Below are 15470 nucleotides of genomic sequence, written 5' to 3'. Positions count from 1 at the left end.
TAATCCGTGTTACCCTTTTTTAGCAAATGATTTTAACCGGTCATTTGTTCCGAATCTGTTGGGCGTCTGTGCCTCTCTGTTAAAATTCTGCTAATGAACGAACTAATTCAAACAATCGCCGTACTTGCATTACCGATGCTTTTCGCCATAACGCTGCACGAAGCGGCCCATGCTTACGCCGCCAAGTACTTCGGCGACTCGACTGCGTACATGCTTGGACGCATGAGTCTCAATCCGATAAAACACATCGACCCCTTCGGTACTGTTCTGATTCCGTTGTTGATGTATTTTTCAACTGGCGGAGCGTTTCTGTTCGGGTATGCAAAGCCGGTTCCCGTTAATTTCGGCGGATTGCGTAAGCCTAAGCGGGATATGGCGTGGGTGGCGCTGGCCGGGCCGGCCGCCAATTTGGTCATGGCGCTTGGCTGGATGTTGTTGTTGATTGGGTTGGCGGCCTCAGGTTCAGAAACCAAGAATTTCTTTGTCATGATGGCGCAAGCTGGTATCCGAATTAATTTGGTCTTGTTTGCCCTGAATTTGTTTCCGCTGCCCCCGTTGGACGGCGGTCGCATTTTGTTCAGCATATTGCCGCACAAGTATGCCTATAAGCTTGCCAAAATTGAGCCGTACGGTTTCTTCATCGTGTTGGCGCTACTGTTAATAAAATTGCCACAATTCGGTGATCAACCTACGCTATATGCGGTATGGATTACGCCATTGATGCATATTGCCTCGAGTGTTTTACAATGGATCGTGACACCGTTGCTAATGCTGCTGCGTTAAGGCAGTTCCTTTTGTTTCATTTTGCTACTCTGACTTCTCACATTAATTATGTATCCTGATCGCGTTGTATCTGGCATGCGCCCCACTGGCGCCTTGCATTTGGGCCATTATCACGGCGCTTTGAAAAACTGGGTTCGATTGCAATCCGAATTGCCTTGTTTGTTTTTTGTCGCTGACTGGCACGCGTTGACCACGCATTACGACGATCCTAGCCAGATCGAAACCAGTACGTGGGATATGTTGATTGATTGGCTTGCCGCAGGCGTCGACCCTTCGCAATCAACATTGTTTATCCAGTCAAAAGTGCCGGAACACGCAGAACTGCATCTGTTGTTATCAATGGCGACACCGCTCGGTTGGTTGGAACGGGTTCCAACCTATAAAGATCAGCAAGAGAAGCTTGCCGATCGGGATCTGGCAACTTACGGTTTCCTCGGATACCCCTTGCTACAAGCTGCCGATGTGCTGATTTACCGCGCTACGCAAGTGCCAGTAGGTGACGATCAGGTCCCGCATATTGAAATGATGCGAGAAATTGCGCGTCGCTTCAATCATCTTTATGGCAAAGAGAAGGGTTTTGAACAAAAAGCGCAGGATGCGGTGAAAAAGCTGGGTAGCAAGCGTGCCAAGCTATACAACGAATTGCGGGTCGATTTTCAGCAAAAAGGCAGCGAAGAGGCCTTGGAGCAAGCCAAAGCCATGCTTGACGATGCCCAAAATCTCTCCATGATTGATCGCGAGCGGTTGTTTGGGTTTCTCGAAGGAAGCCGGAAATTGATTCTGTCCGAGCCTCAAGCGCTGTTGACAGACGCTTCCCGTCTGCCAGGTCTTGATGGGCAGAAGATGTCAAAGAGCTATGGCAATTCCATCGCTTTACGAGACGATAAAGACATCGTTACCAAGAAAGTGCGGACAATGCCGACTGATCCGGCCCGCGTACGGCGCACTGACCCAGGCGAGCCGTCCAAGTGTCCGGTATGGCAATTTCACCTGGTGTATTCTGATCTTCCGACGCAAGAGTGGGCCGCAAAAGGCTGCCGTTCGGCTGGTATTGGTTGTCTGGAATGCAAACAACCGGTAATTGACGCGATCGTCCAGGAGCAAGAGCCGATGCATGAACGCGCCCAACAGTATCTGGACGATCCATCCCTGGTACGGGCGATTGTCGCGGACGGTGCAGATCACGCTCGCAAATTGGCGCAGGATACGATGCGCGACGTGCGTGAGGCTATGGGGCTGAGCTATAGCTGATATCTAGCCTTAAGGCGCTTAAACGATGACGGTTAAGCCGGCAACGACAATGACCACAACAATAACAACAACAACAACAACGACGATGGTGATGCCTGTATCCAGCTGGGTCCGCCGTTTTGGGGCGGTAATTCCAGCTGCGCAGGTGCTCGATCTGGCCTGTGGGGACGGTCGCCACAGTAAATATCTAACTGCGGCGGGCAAAAATATGTTGGCCGTTGATCGTAATCCAGGCGTGCTCGCAGAAATCTCGGCAAAAGGGATCACCACGCAACTGATTGATCTGGAAGCGGGCGATGATCTTGCGCTCGCCGAGTTGTTTCAACCAGCCCGGTTTTCCGGGGTCGTGGTGACAAATTACCTGCACCGCCCGTTAGTTTCCTTGTTACTCAATAGTATTGCCGATCAGGGTGTCTTGCTATACGAGACCTTTGCCGACGGCAATCAACAGTTTGGCAGGCCGAGTAATCCCGAGTTCTTGTTGATGACTGGAGAGCTGTTGCAATGGTTAGCGGCCGATACCATGAATAGCTGGCATGTTCTGGCATACGAGGAAGGTTATGTTACGCGGCCCAAACCGGCAATGATTCAGCGCATTCTTGCGGTAAAAGGAACTGGTCGTTCTCTTGGCGGTCTACAACTCGATTAAGACTATTTGCGCTGCAGTTTGCGCGGAATCAGACAAGTCGTATCAGGGTTTTCATTGGCGATTGATTTGCTGAGGGGTAAATCCCTCGCAAGCAGGCGCGTAATTGAATTTATTTTTTAATTTGAATTGCAAGCGGAATTTCCCCATAATTGCGGCGATCCGCTACAATCAGGTTTTTATCTCTTTCGTATTGACTATCATGATCCAAGGTAGCATCGTTGCAATCGTTACTCCCATGCATTCGGACGGCAGCCTTGATTTGCCAAGCTTACGTAAGCTCATTGACTGGCACATTGCTGAAGGTACCGACGCTATTGTTATTGTCGGCACTTCGGGTGAGTCGCCAACGCTTCCGGTCGCAGAGCATTGTGAATTAATTAAAGTTGCAGTGGAACATGCTGCCAAACGTATTCCGATCATTGCAGGCACCGGCGGTAACTCTACCGCTGAAGCCATCAATCTGACGCGCTATGCGAAAGAGGTTGGTGCGGATGCCTCGTTGCAGGTTGTGCCTTATTACAATAAGCCAACGCAAGAGGGAATGTTCCAACACTTTAAGAAAATCGCCGAGTCGGTGGATCTTCCTGTTATTCTCTATAACGTTCCCGGCCGTACAGTTGCCGATATGAGCAATGAAACCATTTTGCGTCTGGCGCAGATTCCGGGCATTATCGGTGTTAAAGATGCGACCGGTAATATTGCTCGTGGAACCGACTTGCTGCGTTTGGCACCAGCGGATTTTGCGGTGTATTCCGGTGATGATCCGACCGCAATGGCCCTGATGTTCTGCGGTGGCAAGGGAAATATTTCAGTCACTGCTAACGTTGCTCCGCGTGATATGCACCTGCTATGCGTAGCGGCAATTAAAGGCGATGTTGCTGAGGCAATCAAATTAAACAATAAATTGTTGCCGTTACATGTGCAATTATTTGTTGAACCTAATCCGGTCGCCGCTAAATGGGCATTGTGTGAAATGGGTTTAATTCCACCGGGCGTACGCTTGCCTCTGGTGCCGTTGTCTCCGGAATTTCACGCCCCGGTTCGTGCCGCATTGCACGAATCAGGTGTATTAAAATAAGCTGCGCTGACAGGCGTTTCTCTAGAATTTTTCTCGTTCCTTTCATTCTGCATTCACATGACTATTCGCAAGAACATTCCTTCGACATCACGCAGTGTTTTTCAACGTAATCTTGTTTTCACTCTGGCCTTGACCAGCTTGGCAGGTTGCTCCTCGATCAATTCGATGATGGAGCCAGATCGTATCGACTATAAAAGCGCTGATAAGGTCAAAACGCCAAAGCTCGATATTCCACCTGACTTGACCCAATTGCAGCGCGAAAATCGCTATGCAATTCCGGAATCAAATCAAGGAACAGCCACAGCTTCAGGGTATAACTTGCAACAGGGCGTTAAGCCTGCAGCCGATGCTGCTGTGATTGCACCGAACGGTACGCCGGACATGCGCATTGAGCGCGACGGTTCCCAGCGCTGGTTGGTCGTACAGTCCACTCCTGAGAAGTTGTGGCCAAAGGTGAAAGACTTCTGGCAAGATTCAGGCTTCTTGATTAACACAGAGAATTCTGAAACGGGTGTGATGGAAACCGATTGGGCTGAAAATCGCGCCAAGATTCCGCAAGACTTTCTGCGTAACACTTTGGGAAAAGTATTCGACTCAATCTACTCAACGGGCGAACGTGACAAGTTCCGTACGCGCCTTGAGCGCGGTCCAAACGGCACGACCGAGGTGTACATCAGTCACCGCGGCGCGGAAGAAGTGCTTACTGGTTCATCGAAAGAAACCAGTATATGGACTGCGCGTCCTGAAGATCCACAGTTGGAGGCCGAGTTCCTGTCGCGTTTGATGTTGCGCCTCGGCGCGGATCAGGAGAAAGCGAAAGCGGCAATCGCAAGCACACCTTCGTTGCAAGCACGCTCCAAACTGGTTAAAGGCCCTGCCGGTACTAGTTATGTTGCGGTCGATGAGAGCGTTGACCGTGCATGGCGACGTGTTGGCCTGGCACTTGATCGGGTTGGCTTCACCGTAGAAGACCGTGATCGTACACAAGGTGTTTATTTTGTTCGCTACGTTGATCAAAGTGAAGATGCTAAAGACAAGAAATCAGCTGGTTTCTTTTCCAAAATGTTCACCAGTTCCAAGAAGGATGACAAGACGGCTGCGCGTTATCGGGTAGCGGTTAAGGCTGATGGAACCGCCAGTCAAGTGGCAGTGCAGAACAATGCTGGTCAACCTGAAACTTCACCAGCAGGCGACAAAATTCTTGCTTTGTTGAACGAGCAACTTAAGTAATTGTCTGGATAGCAGTTTCTGCGGTTACCTCGCTATCTTTCTGCGAGGTAACTGCGATTTAGGATTAGTCGTTGAAATTTGCCAGCCTTGGAAGTGGTAGCGAAGGAAACGCTTTATTGATTTCCAGTGCTACTACTGTTCCTTCTATTGATACCAAAGCCACAACCATCGTCATGTTGGATTGTGGCTTTGGCATTAAAGAGGCTGAACGTCGCCTGGCCAGACTCGCTCTGGCACCGAGTGACTTAACAGCGATTGTCGTAACCCATGAGCATCAGGATCACATTGGTGGTGTCTTCAAATTGGCACGACGTTATGCATTACCTGTATGGCTTACGCATGGGACCTACCAAGCGGTCTTAAACTCTCCCAAATTCCATAGCGCGGTACAGACGCACTTTTGTCGTGATGGGGAAACTGTTGGTATCGGTGATCTCCAATTAACCCCGTATACTGTGCCTCACGACGCGCGTGAACCGGTGCAGTATGTCGCCAGTGACGGTAACTCGCGATTGGGCGTGCTGACGGATGCAGGTAAATCCACAGATCATTTGATTCGTGCTTTAGGTGGTTGCCATGCCCTTGTGCTGGAGTGCAATCATGATCAACAGATGCTCCGCGATTCGGCCTACCCGCCGTCTCTTAAACGCCGCATCGGTGGCGAATACGGTCATCTCTCAAACGACGCTGCTGCGGACATCCTGGCAGCATTGGATCAGTCATTGCTGCGTAAGGTCATCGGTGCACATTTAAGCGCAAGAAATAACGCGCCGGCGCTTGCACTGGCTGCATTACAGCGGGGCAGAATTAATCCGACCACAGAATTAACGATTGCCTGCCAGGATGATGGGTTCGATTGGATCGATATTTGATGGCAGAAGGTCGGCTGCAGATCGGCAGACAATGGTTTCGTGCGCGTTTTCCCTAAAACTTACGCTTTCCGGCTATTACATCTGGTTACAAAACGATGCCAAAAATAGGGGTGTTTACTTCGTAATTGCACTTCTTTTTGGTGCTTTTACAACAAAAAAGCCGACCCTTGGGTCGGCTTTTTCAGTACAGCAAATATTACTTAGAAGCAGCTGGAGCAGCAGCGTCAGGTGTTGAAGCAGCTGGAGCAGCAGCGTCAGGTGTCGAAGCAGCTGGAGCAGCAGCGTCAGGTGTCGAAGCAGCTGGCGCAGTAGCGTCAGGTGTCGAAGCAGCTGGAGCAGTCATAGAAGCAGCAGGTGCGTCTGCAGCAGGAGCAGCAGCGTCGTCTTTTTTACCGCAAGCAGCCAGAGCCAAAGCCAACAGGGAAGCGATCAATAGTGTTTTTTTCATGGATATTCCTTCAGTAGATTCAAAATTTTTTGCGATGAATAATTACCGGTAATTATCGCTCTATAGGATGCCTTTGCAGCACTCTGCACTAAATGCGTGCATCGCAACACAACAAAAACTTTCCAGCTGCGAATTATAGCGGATTTTGTTTAAAATGACATGGCAGGTTTGCTTTTTAGTAAGGATTTGTATCCATGCAACATCCTTTTAAATCGTCTAATCGGCAGCGTCAACAACATTGAAACTATTTCCGTATGGAAAAGTAATTTACTTGTTTATTCACCTATTCTTGCCCGTCGAAAACAATTTCTCATTCATTGGATTGCGTTTATCAACCAAGCGTAATCCAGCCGTCCTCGTACCACGTATAAAGCGCCTCAAGTACGTCGGTAGACACCAGACTTGCCTCCGCGCCATCCAATTTGCGTTGATTTGCCAATGTACACAGAGAGTCTTTATCTTCGCGACCAGCCGCGAAGGACTCGCCATTAATGAACACGTGCTTGCCGCGATAGAGCATCTGCGTTTTGCGGGACAGGCTTACGCCGCGTTTGGCGATGGAGGCGGTAAAGCGCGCTAATGTTAATGGCCGTTTTGGCGATTCAAAAAATACAGTCGCTTTTGGATCCGACAAATATTCACCCAGGAAAATGGCGATATCGTCGTCGGTAAAACGTACCTTGTTGAGGGCATTTGACACTTGCGTCAGCATATTGCGGCTAATTTCTGCCGGGTTTTTGGTTGGCGTCAAGTCTGCATCTGCATACCGTCCTGGCAAATCAATGGATTCGGCCATGAACTGCAAAAAGGCTTCTCCTAGCTCCTGGAACGCGGGTGCGCGAAAGCCGATCGAGTAGGTCATGCACTCACCGATTGCATTGCCCTCGTGGGCGTACTGCGGCGGCAGATACAGCATGTCACCCGGTTCGAGAATAAATTCTTGTTCCGGGGAAAAGTTCTTGAGGATCTTGAGCGCGCTACCTTGCACTAAGGTCAGATCTTGCGCTGCACCGATTTTCCAGCGGCGCTGGCCATGTGCTTGCAACAAAAACACATCGTAGGAATCGAAGTGGGGCCCAACACCACCGGTATCAGTGGCGTAGCTGATCATCAGGTCGTCCAGCCGTGTGTCTGGAATAAAGCGAAACTCTCTTAGCAAGCCATTAATGGCGTCGTCGTGCAGATTGACGCCTTGTACCAGCAGCGTCCAATCCTTTTTGTCAGCTTCCGGCAATGCTGTAAATGGTCCGTTTTCAACCTTCCATTCGTTTTTGAAATGCGTGATCAGACGTGATTCGACGTCATCTTTCGACGCCATGTCGAATAACGCCTGGGTCGACAGCAGCGGCTTGAAATCAGGAAAAGCCTGACGTATGAGTAAAGGTTTTTTGTGCCAATAATCGCGCAAGAATTGCGCAGGCGAAAGGCCGCCCAACAAGGTGAAATTTTTCATAGGCTGCATTATATCGGGTTGATATCCAGTTGACTGTACTTGATGAATCGCCCGCACCAGCGAATTGAAAACTACCGCTACCGACCGATTCCCAACTTTCGATGTGGACCGTAAACCCATCCAATACGTGAAAATCAATGTGTATCCGCGTGGTCTTTTGACTGGATTTTTCCTCTAAATGGCGATCTCCGTTGCTTATTTTTTACTGCCTTTGGCCGCATGCTGTGTTAATTCGATATTATTTTATAAAGGCGCAAGGATAAATTTTTCTTCTTACGCAGAGCGAAGGAATTCGGCGGGTATAATCTGAGCGGATATTATATGAAAGGAATGATCATGAAGATTGCCAAGAATACCGTAGTGACGGTGGATTACAAATTGTCGGATGCCCAAGGCAACCTGATCGAAGAGAGTAGCCAGCCGATGGTATACCTACACGGTGGCTACGAAGGCACATTGCCGAAGATCGAAGAAGCGCTGGATGGTAAGGAAGTTGGTTACCATATTGAGCTGCAGGTTGAACCCGACGACGCCTTTGGCGAATATGATTCGAATCTGGTAAAAATTGAGGCACGTAATCGCCTGCCGACACCGCTAGAAGTCGGAATGCAGTTCGAAGGCACGCCGGATGGTGAAGACGACGACGAGCAAGCATTGGTTTTCACAGTGACTGATATTGCCGACGATAAAGTAGTATTGGACGGCAACCATCCGTTAGCCGGTATCGCTCTGCGGTTTGACCTGACGGTCGGGGACGTGCGCGAAGCAACGGACGAAGAAATCGTTCATCAACATGTTCATGGTGCTCACGGCCACGGCCATCATGATGACGAGGATGACGAGTCAGCGGACGAATTCCGTAGTCATCCGATTCATTAAGCTAAAGGGTGTCTGGCGGCTGTTATTGGCTGCCACTAATGAAAAAGTCGTGAACGTCGATTATGCGATGTTCGCGGCTTTTTTTTTGACGCGCCCGGGCAGTTGGATAACGGCCGGTCCACGCTTCTTAAAATCACTGCAGTTTGGTAATCCGTTTTTGGAAATTAGTTGCGGGTTTTATCAATGGCGAAATAGTATAGATTTTGCGCATTGACCGTCACCTTCGCCCAAGATGCGGCAATTTCCATGTCTCCCAGATTTTTTTTCCAGACGACGTCCGTGGCTGAGGGGATATTGTTCGAGGGAGGACCATGTATGATTAGCACCTTGCCAGAAAATTTGGCTGCCAAGGCCGTAATCGCGTGACGTATTTCAACATAGCCATCGCGCTTAACGTTGAAATCGAATACGCGCCGCCGTTGCACGGCTAGTGGATCTCCATCGCAAAACAAAACGATTCCGTCCGATTTCTTTTGCTCGGCAATGATCAAAATACGTTGCAACCATTCCTTGTTAGCAATCAGGCGATCTTCGAATTCGCTATTGCGACCGCCTTCTGACGTGTAGTGGTTATTTCGGGCAGGTAGATTGATCGTGGCAAACGTGACATTGCCAATCTCCCAACGTGCATTTTCGACATAGCTGCGAAACTTTGGTGAAGTGGATTGACGATTTAATGGAATTCTGGTGTCGCCCAGAGAGAAATCATCCCCGAAAAATAGTTCGCGTAAGCGATTAAGCCGTTCAAATGAAGTTGAGCGGCCGCTCTCATTTTTGCATCCTACCCAATCGCTGGCAGAAGGCGATACGATCAGACCGTTTTTTGCGCCGTTCAATAGCACTTTGCGTTGTTGGTATAACTTGTCGGAACAAGGCTCTTGTTCCGACTTTATGCCGTTGGTGACGACAAAGGCCAGATTTTCATCATCGGTTTGACTGATCGCGGCACGCAAGGTGGCCTCATCAGTTGTGGTTCGAAAAGGATGTCCGATAACGCCGAAACTAAAACTGTTCATTTCGGACAGATCATCCGCTAACGCCACTGAGGATAAGCACATCAATGTGAGCAGTCCTGCCGTCATAAGTCTCAGCCTGGCACAACCGATATCGCGCGCAGCTTTGCCGAAAATAGTTGTCTTGCGAGCCAACGAGAACGCGTGGTTCATGCGGCTCTGACTGCTTGGTTTGTGCGCGCAATTTTCGCAGTGGGTTCGGTGTGACTATCGGGGTTTTGCACCTTGCTTAAGCTTTTAAGCTTGTATAAATGGTCCAATGCTTCGCGTGGGGTCAAGGCGTCCGGATCAATCATCGCTAAAGCATCGACCAACGCATCGACCAACGCATCGGCCAACGCATGTCCAACCGCTTGAACAGCCGCCGGGACGCCGGCCGCCGGGTCGCCAGCCGCCAAAGCGTCGGTCGCCGGATCCAGATCGTCAAATTCGCTATCGCTATAGTCCGCCTGTGGAGGGGAAAACAAGTCGAATTGCGGTGTGGCTTGTACCGATTGCGATTCTAGAAGCGCCAGATGCTTACGGGCGGCTTTAATGACTGCCGTTGGCACACCAGCCAATTGCGCGACCTGCAGGCCGTAACTTTGTGACGCTGGGCCGGGCTGGACAGCGTGTAAAAACACAATGCTGTCTTTGTGCTCGACCGCAGAAAGATGCACATTTGCTGCTGATGCGTGGATATCCGGCAATTGCGTCAGTTCAAAATAATGCGTAGCAAAAAGCGTAAAACATCGGGTGACGTCAATCAACTGTTTTGCGATTGCCCACGCCAGCGCCAGTCCATCGAAAGTCGACGTGCCGCGACCAACTTCATCCATCAGTACCAGCGAACTTTCAGTCGCGCCGTTGAGAATTGCGGCGGACTCGGTCATCTCAACCATAAAGGTAGAGCGGCCCCCAGCCAGATCATCTGCAGCTCCAATCCGGGTGAAAATGCGATCTATCGGACCGATGACTGCGCTGGTTGCAGGGACGTAACTGCCGACATAAGCCAGCAGGGTAATCAATGCGATTTGCCGCATGAAGGTCGATTTTCCGCCCATGTTGGGGCCGGTGATCAACAGTAATTTATGCTCGGCCGACAGCATGCAATCGTTGGCGATGAAGTGTTCAATCTGTTTTTCCACAACCGGATGCCGTCCCTGTTCAATCTGAATCGCAGGTTCCGCGATTAGTTGGGGCGCACACCAGTCATGGCGTGCCGCGTGAGAGGCCAGGGCAACCAACGTGTCGATCTGCGCCAAAGCTTGCGCAATGGTTTGCAACGTACCGATGTGTGGTGCCAGATCGAGCAGTAACTGCTCATACAATATTTTTTCGCGAATAAGCGCCCGTTCCTGGGCGGACAACGCTTTATCTTCAAACGCTTTAAGTTCCGGGGTGATGTAACGCTCGGCATTTTTAAGGGTCTGGCGGCGTCGGTAATCATCAGGTACTTTGTCGGTTTGACCATGCGTTACCTCGATATAGAAGCCGTGGACCCGATTGTATTCAACGCGCAGATTAGCGATGCCGGTACGTGCCCGTTCCCGGGTTTCGAGATCGATTAAAAACTGCCCGGCATTTTCAGATAGTCCTCGCAGTTCATCCAATTCGGCATCGAATCCTGCGGCAATGACCCCGCCGTCACGAATCATGGTTGCCGGTTCGGTCGCAACGGCGCGTTGCAGCAGCGTCAGGCAGGCCTCCGGTGTCGCCAGTGCGCGGTAAAGCGTGCGCAACAAGGGCACCGGATGCGCACTTTCGGGCGCGCTTTGATCTTCATCGCAAGCTTGAGCAGGTATGGCTTCATCTGCCTTAACCACACCCTGCGTGCCGGAAACAGCGCTATCAACCAAACAAAGTGCGACGTTAGGCCGAATCGCATCCAACTGCTGCAATCCGTCACGTAAACCGGCTAGATCACGTGGTCGTGCCGACAACAATGCGATGCGCGTGGTAATACGCTCGATATCCGGTATTTCAGCGAGCGTGGTGGACAGGTCTTTGCCGGTATCGGCAGCGAGCAGCGAGGCAATCGCAGCGTGGCGACCGCGGGCCACTGATTGCTCGCGTTTCGCGTGGTGCAGCCAATGACGCAGCAGGCGGGAACCCATTGCGGTGCGGCAATGGTCTAATAACGAGAATAAGGTCGGTGCGCCAGAGGCGGCATCTTCGCCGCGAATGGTTTCGGTCAGTTCCAGATTGCGGCGGGTGGCGGCATCCAGGCCGACAAATTCGTTTTCTGTTTCAACGGTCAGGGCGCGCACGTGCTGCAAGCCTTTTCCCTGGGTCGATTGTGCGTAACGCAGTAGCGCGCCAGCGGCACCGATAGCGGTGCTCAGGCCCTCGGCACCAAAGCCGCTCAGTGTGCTGACGGCCAGTTGTTCAAGCAGCGCCTTCTCACCATTCGGAATGTCGAAATGCCAGTCGGGAACGGATGTTGCCTTGTTAATGAGGGTCGTCCCGTGTGAACTATTTAGCAGCGGACTGACCAATTCACCCATCAAAATCTCTGCCGCGGCGATGCGCTCCAGTTCTTGCTTGAGCCGAATGTCCAGGGCTTTGATATCGCCACTGAATTCCATCATTTTTAACGCACCGCTTGCCATCGTCAGCCACGCGAGGCCCACCGTTGCTGTTTTGCGTTGCTTGTGCTGGGTGAAGGAAAGTGCCAGCAGCGGCTGTTCCAGTTTTTCCGGCAACAGATTGGAGTCGGTCAACGTGCCGGGTGTGACGACCCGCACGACTTTGCGTTCTACGATACCTTTGCTGGTGGCCGGATCGCCAACTTGTTCGGCCAGCGCGACGGATTCTCCGACCTTGACCAGCTTCGCTAAATACTGGTCGGCGGCATGATAAGGGATGCCGCACATTTTGATTGGTGCGCCTTGGTAAGTTCCGCGGGAAGTCAGCGTAATCCCAAGCAGGCGTGAGGCTTTTTCTGCATCCTCAAAAAACAGCTCGTAAAAATCTCCCATTCTGAAGAAGACCAGCGTGGTCGGATAATCTGCTTTTATGCTGAGGTATTGGGCAGTACCGGGGGAAATTTTTACCTTTTCAACTGTCATCCGGCTGTCACTCGCATATCAACTAAAATAGTGCTCACTACATTTAACATTTTTGTCTTTCAAAACAAGTACATTTCTGATGCGATTGCGGTCCGACAAGATTGTTGCTTTGTGCTGATGCACTGGTCCGGCAAAGCTAAATGAATTTTAAACGTTTTCAAGGGTAACGGGGTTGTCGCTCAGGAATCGGCACGGCATTTCGGGCCCTGCGATTTTACCCAATTGAGTGCACCCAGCCCTGCTCTTCGACCGGAGGCAAAACAAGCGGTTAATAAATAACCACCGGTTGGTGCTTCCCAATCCAGCATCTCACCGGCGCAGAATACGCCAGGAAGTGCTGATAACATTAAGTTGCCATCAAGTCCATTAAACATGACGCCGCCAGCACTGCTGATCGCCTCGTCAATTGGTCGGGATGACTCAAGAGGTATCGGCAGCGCTTTGATCGCAAGCGCGAGTTCGGTCGCATCGGTAAAGGCGGTGGATGCAAATTCCCTTAGTAACCCGACTTTGACGCCTTTAAGGCCGAGGCGGCTTTGCAAATGGCTGGACCATGAACGCGCACCGCGGGGGTGACTGACTTCACGTAGCACCCGCTCGTAAGTCCAGTCCGGTAGTAAATCGAGATGAAGTCGGGCGCTGCCCTGACGGGAAATGTGGTCGCGCAGACGGGCGGAAATGGCGTAAATGAGGCTTCCTTCGACACCGTTCGCACTAACCACGAATTCCCCTTGTTTGCGAAACGGCGCTTCTTGATGGCTTTCGTTGTGACTATCGTTCGAATGGTCGGCCCCCTGAACATGTAAATCCGGCAACGCTATAGCCACTGATTTTAGGTGATCCCCCGCAAATCGCTCTATGAAATGGGGCGTCCATCCGACATTAAAGCCGCAGTTCGACGGTAACAATGGTGCAACGGCGACTTTTCGTTGTTCCAGCATTGAGACCCAGGCACCGTCGGAACCCAGACGGGCCCAGCTGCCGCCACCGAGCGCTAATATGGTCACATCGGCCATGACCGAGGTACTGCCCTCCGGTACTGAAAATGCTAAATGTCCGTCAACATCCCAACCGATCCAACGATGCCGCATATGAAAGCGCACCCCTGCCATGCGCAGACGATGTAACCAGGCGCGCAACAACGGTGCAGCTTTCATGTCGGTCGGGAACACGCGTCCTGACGATCCGACAAAGGTTTCTATGCCAAGGGATTGCACCCAGTGCCGTAAGGCTTCAGGACCGAACTGGTGAAGCAGCGGCGCGATATCGTCCGCATGTTTATCGTATCGGGACAAAAAATCGGCATAGGGCTCCGAGTGCGTGATATTCATACCACCTTTGCCGGCTAGCAGAAATTTACGTCCAACCGACGGCATCGCGTCGTACAGGTCAACCTGGATGCCGTTGGCGGACAATATTTCTGCCGCCATCAAGCCGGCCGGACCGCCGCCTATAATGGCGACTGTGGAGTTGCTGGGTTGCGGCAAAGAGGTCATGGCAATGTAAGAGACGGACGTCCTGAAACGGACAGAGGGCGTAAGTCTACGCTGAGGGCGGTCAGCTGCCAATCTCCAATCAGTAATTAACCCGCACACATCATCAAACAATAACGGTAACTGGGGGCGCCAGTTGAAGTACGCAATGCGGTAATTTAGGTTTATAAGCTTTCGTTATAGCAACATGCATGCTGACGCGTGCGATGATTGATTCCGGACGACCTTGCTTGAAGGATGCGCTGGATGGCGCTAATCGATAGAAAACTTGAGTTTGTTAATCACTTCGCGCCAGCGGGCTACATCTTGCTTCAACAGTTCGGCCGTTTTTTGACTATCCAGGTAGGTCGGCTCAAGGCCGGTCGCTCGAAGTTTTAGTGCCAGGTCGGGGTCTGCCATCACCTTAGCCAGATCGTCGCTAAGCTTCTTTATGATCGCTGGAGGAGTCTTTGCAGGCGCGAGAAGGCCGTACCAGACGTTGACATCGAAGCCCGGCATCCCATTTTCTGCCACGGTTGGCACGTCGGGAAGACCGGGAAATCTGGTCGCGGTGGTCACCGCCAGTGGACGGACCCGACCTTGCTTGATTAAGCCGTCGAACGCTGCCATGGAGCCGAACGACAGTTGAACTTCATTTGACAATAAGGCAACTACAGAAGGTCCGGAGCCTTTGTACGGTACGTGTGTCATCTGGATGCCGGAGCGCATGTCAAACATTTCGCCCGCCAAATGCGTCGTGGTGCCGGAGCCGGCCGATCCATAATTGATCTTGCCGGGATTCGCTTTTGCATAGGCCACAAACTCGGCGAAGGTTTTAGCTGGTAACTGATCGTTAACCAAGACCACCATCGGCGTGCTTGCGTAGCTGCCGATCGGTGCAAAATCGCGCAGCAAATCCCACGTCAAATTGCGGTAAACCGTGGTGTTGATGGTGTACGAGTTTACCAGCAGCAGAATCGTGTAACCGTCAGGCGCGGCTTTAGCGACCAAGGCGGCTCCAATGTTGCCGGCTGCGCCTGCACGGTTATCAATAATGACGGGCTGCTCCCAGAGTACGGAAAGCTTTTGTGCTACCAAACGGGCGGAAATATCAGCTCCACCCGGCGCAAAACCAACGACGATGTGCACAGGATGATCAGGAAATGCTTGCGCTGAGGCGCCCAATCCCATGCACAGTAAAAAAACCAATACGCGTTTGCAACGATTCATCGTGAGCCTGCTTTTAGGGTGGTTGAACCTAATATTAATTTTCGAAATATAGAAAATTAATT

The 15470-nt window shown here is 51.3% G+C and carries 13 protein-coding genes; 7 read left to right on the top strand and 6 right to left on the bottom strand.

The window, feature by feature from the left end; translation table 11 throughout:
* The first annotated feature begins 93 nt into the window (after positions 1–93).
* From JQN73_RS21165 to JQN73_RS21140, 6 genes are all read left to right on the top strand, one after another.
* A complete protein-coding gene (locus JQN73_RS21165) occupies positions 94–783 on the top strand; it encodes a site-2 protease family protein (RefSeq protein WP_205320880.1) in 690 nt (229 codons plus the stop codon).
* Positions 784–831: 48 nt separating this feature from the next.
* Positions 832–2034, top strand: coding sequence for a tryptophan--tRNA ligase (locus JQN73_RS21160; RefSeq protein WP_205320879.1), 1203 nt, complete (start codon positions 832–834; stop codon positions 2032–2034).
* Positions 2035–2083: 49 nt separating this feature from the next.
* On the top strand, positions 2084–2683 hold the full coding sequence (locus JQN73_RS21155; RefSeq protein WP_240162351.1) for a bifunctional 2-polyprenyl-6-hydroxyphenol methylase/3-demethylubiquinol 3-O-methyltransferase UbiG: 600 nt from the start codon (positions 2084–2086) through the stop codon (positions 2681–2683).
* A gap of 199 nt (positions 2684–2882) precedes the next feature.
* On the top strand, positions 2883–3761 hold the full coding sequence (dapA, locus tag JQN73_RS21150; protein ID WP_205320878.1) for a 4-hydroxy-tetrahydrodipicolinate synthase: 879 nt from the start codon (positions 2883–2885) through the stop codon (positions 3759–3761).
* Between the two features lie 57 nt (positions 3762–3818).
* Positions 3819–4991, top strand: a complete 1173-nt coding sequence (bamC, locus tag JQN73_RS21145) for an outer membrane protein assembly factor BamC (protein ID WP_205320877.1) — start codon at positions 3819–3821, stop codon at positions 4989–4991.
* Positions 4992–5062: 71 nt separating this feature from the next.
* Complete coding sequence (locus JQN73_RS21140) at positions 5063–5863, top strand: MBL fold metallo-hydrolase (RefSeq protein WP_205320876.1); 801 nt, start codon at positions 5063–5065, stop codon at positions 5861–5863.
* Positions 5864–6059: 196 nt separating this feature from the next.
* On the opposite strand, the gene JQN73_RS22585 is transcribed toward JQN73_RS21140, so the two are convergent.
* Both JQN73_RS22585 and JQN73_RS21130 read right to left on the bottom strand, forming a co-directional pair.
* Complete coding sequence (locus JQN73_RS22585) at positions 6060–6311, bottom strand: hypothetical protein (protein ID WP_240162350.1); 252 nt, start codon at positions 6309–6311, stop codon at positions 6060–6062.
* Positions 6312–6642: 331 nt separating this feature from the next.
* On the bottom strand, positions 6643–7764 hold the full coding sequence (locus JQN73_RS21130; RefSeq protein ID WP_205320874.1) for a cupin domain-containing protein: 1122 nt from the start codon (positions 7762–7764) through the stop codon (positions 6643–6645).
* Positions 7765–8100: 336 nt separating this feature from the next.
* Here JQN73_RS21130 and JQN73_RS21125 point away from each other — a divergent pair, with 336 nt between their 5' ends.
* Positions 8101–8643 carry a peptidylprolyl isomerase gene (locus tag JQN73_RS21125; protein WP_205320873.1) on the top strand — a complete coding sequence of 181 codons (543 nt, stop codon included), beginning with the start codon at positions 8101–8103 and terminating at the stop codon, positions 8641–8643.
* A gap of 164 nt (positions 8644–8807) precedes the next feature.
* Here the strand turns inward: JQN73_RS21125 and JQN73_RS21120 are convergent, their stop codons facing one another.
* The 4 genes from JQN73_RS21120 to JQN73_RS21105 all read right to left on the bottom strand — a co-directional run bounded on the left by JQN73_RS21120 (position 8808) and on the right by JQN73_RS21105 (position 15408).
* The gene (locus JQN73_RS21120; RefSeq protein WP_205320872.1) at positions 8808–9809 is read right to left on the bottom strand and encodes a hypothetical protein; all 1002 of its coding nucleotides are present in this window, start codon (positions 9807–9809) and stop codon (positions 8808–8810) included.
* Positions 9806–12706, bottom strand: coding sequence for a DNA mismatch repair protein MutS (gene mutS / locus JQN73_RS21115; RefSeq protein ID WP_205320871.1), 2901 nt, complete (start codon positions 12704–12706; stop codon positions 9806–9808). Before mutS ends, JQN73_RS21120 begins: the two co-directional genes overlap by 4 nt.
* A gap of 179 nt (positions 12707–12885) precedes the next feature.
* Positions 12886–14202, bottom strand: a complete 1317-nt coding sequence (locus JQN73_RS21110; RefSeq protein WP_205320870.1) for a TIGR03862 family flavoprotein — start codon at positions 14200–14202, stop codon at positions 12886–12888.
* 249 nt (positions 14203–14451) lie between these two features.
* On the bottom strand, positions 14452–15408 hold the full coding sequence (locus tag JQN73_RS21105) for a tripartite tricarboxylate transporter substrate binding protein (RefSeq protein WP_205320869.1): 957 nt from the start codon (positions 15406–15408) through the stop codon (positions 14452–14454).
* Positions 15409–15470 lie beyond the last annotated feature (62 nt).

It is taken from the genome of Glaciimonas sp. PAMC28666 (genome assembly GCF_016917355.1).
GTDB lineage: Bacteria > Pseudomonadota > Gammaproteobacteria > Burkholderiales > Burkholderiaceae_D > Glaciimonas.
Note: the sequence above shows the minus strand (reverse complement) of the source record. Positions and strands in the feature narration are given on the sequence as shown.

Bases quoted from the DNA above. Each gene is read 5' to 3' on its own strand.
- JQN73_RS21165 (WP_205320880.1), top strand. From the start codon at position 94: ATGAACGAACTAATTCAAACAATCGCCGTACTTGCATTACCGATGCTT.
- JQN73_RS22585 (WP_240162350.1), bottom strand. From the start codon at position 6,311: ATGAAAAAAACACTATTGATCGCTTCCCTGTTGGCTTTGGCTCTGGCT.
- dapA (WP_205320878.1), top strand. From the start codon at position 2,883: ATGATCCAAGGTAGCATCGTTGCAATCGTTACTCCCATGCATTCGGAC.
- JQN73_RS21105 (WP_205320869.1), bottom strand. From the start codon at position 15,408: ATGAATCGTTGCAAACGCGTATTGGTTTTTTTACTGTGCATGGGATTG.
- JQN73_RS21160 (WP_205320879.1), top strand. From the start codon at position 832: ATGTATCCTGATCGCGTTGTATCTGGCATGCGCCCCACTGGCGCCTTG.
- JQN73_RS21120 (WP_205320872.1), bottom strand. From the start codon at position 9,809: ATGAACCACGCGTTCTCGTTGGCTCGCAAGACAACTATTTTCGGCAAA.
- JQN73_RS21155 (WP_240162351.1), top strand. From the start codon at position 2,084: ATGACCACAACAATAACAACAACAACAACAACGACGATGGTGATGCCT.
- mutS (WP_205320871.1), bottom strand. From the start codon at position 12,706: ATGACAGTTGAAAAGGTAAAAATTTCCCCCGGTACTGCCCAATACCTC.
- JQN73_RS21110 (WP_205320870.1), bottom strand. From the start codon at position 14,202: ATGACCTCTTTGCCGCAACCCAGCAACTCCACAGTCGCCATTATAGGC.
- bamC (WP_205320877.1), top strand. From the start codon at position 3,819: ATGACTATTCGCAAGAACATTCCTTCGACATCACGCAGTGTTTTTCAA.
- JQN73_RS21130 (WP_205320874.1), bottom strand. From the start codon at position 7,764: ATGAAAAATTTCACCTTGTTGGGCGGCCTTTCGCCTGCGCAATTCTTG.
- JQN73_RS21125 (WP_205320873.1), top strand. From the start codon at position 8,101: ATGAAGATTGCCAAGAATACCGTAGTGACGGTGGATTACAAATTGTCG.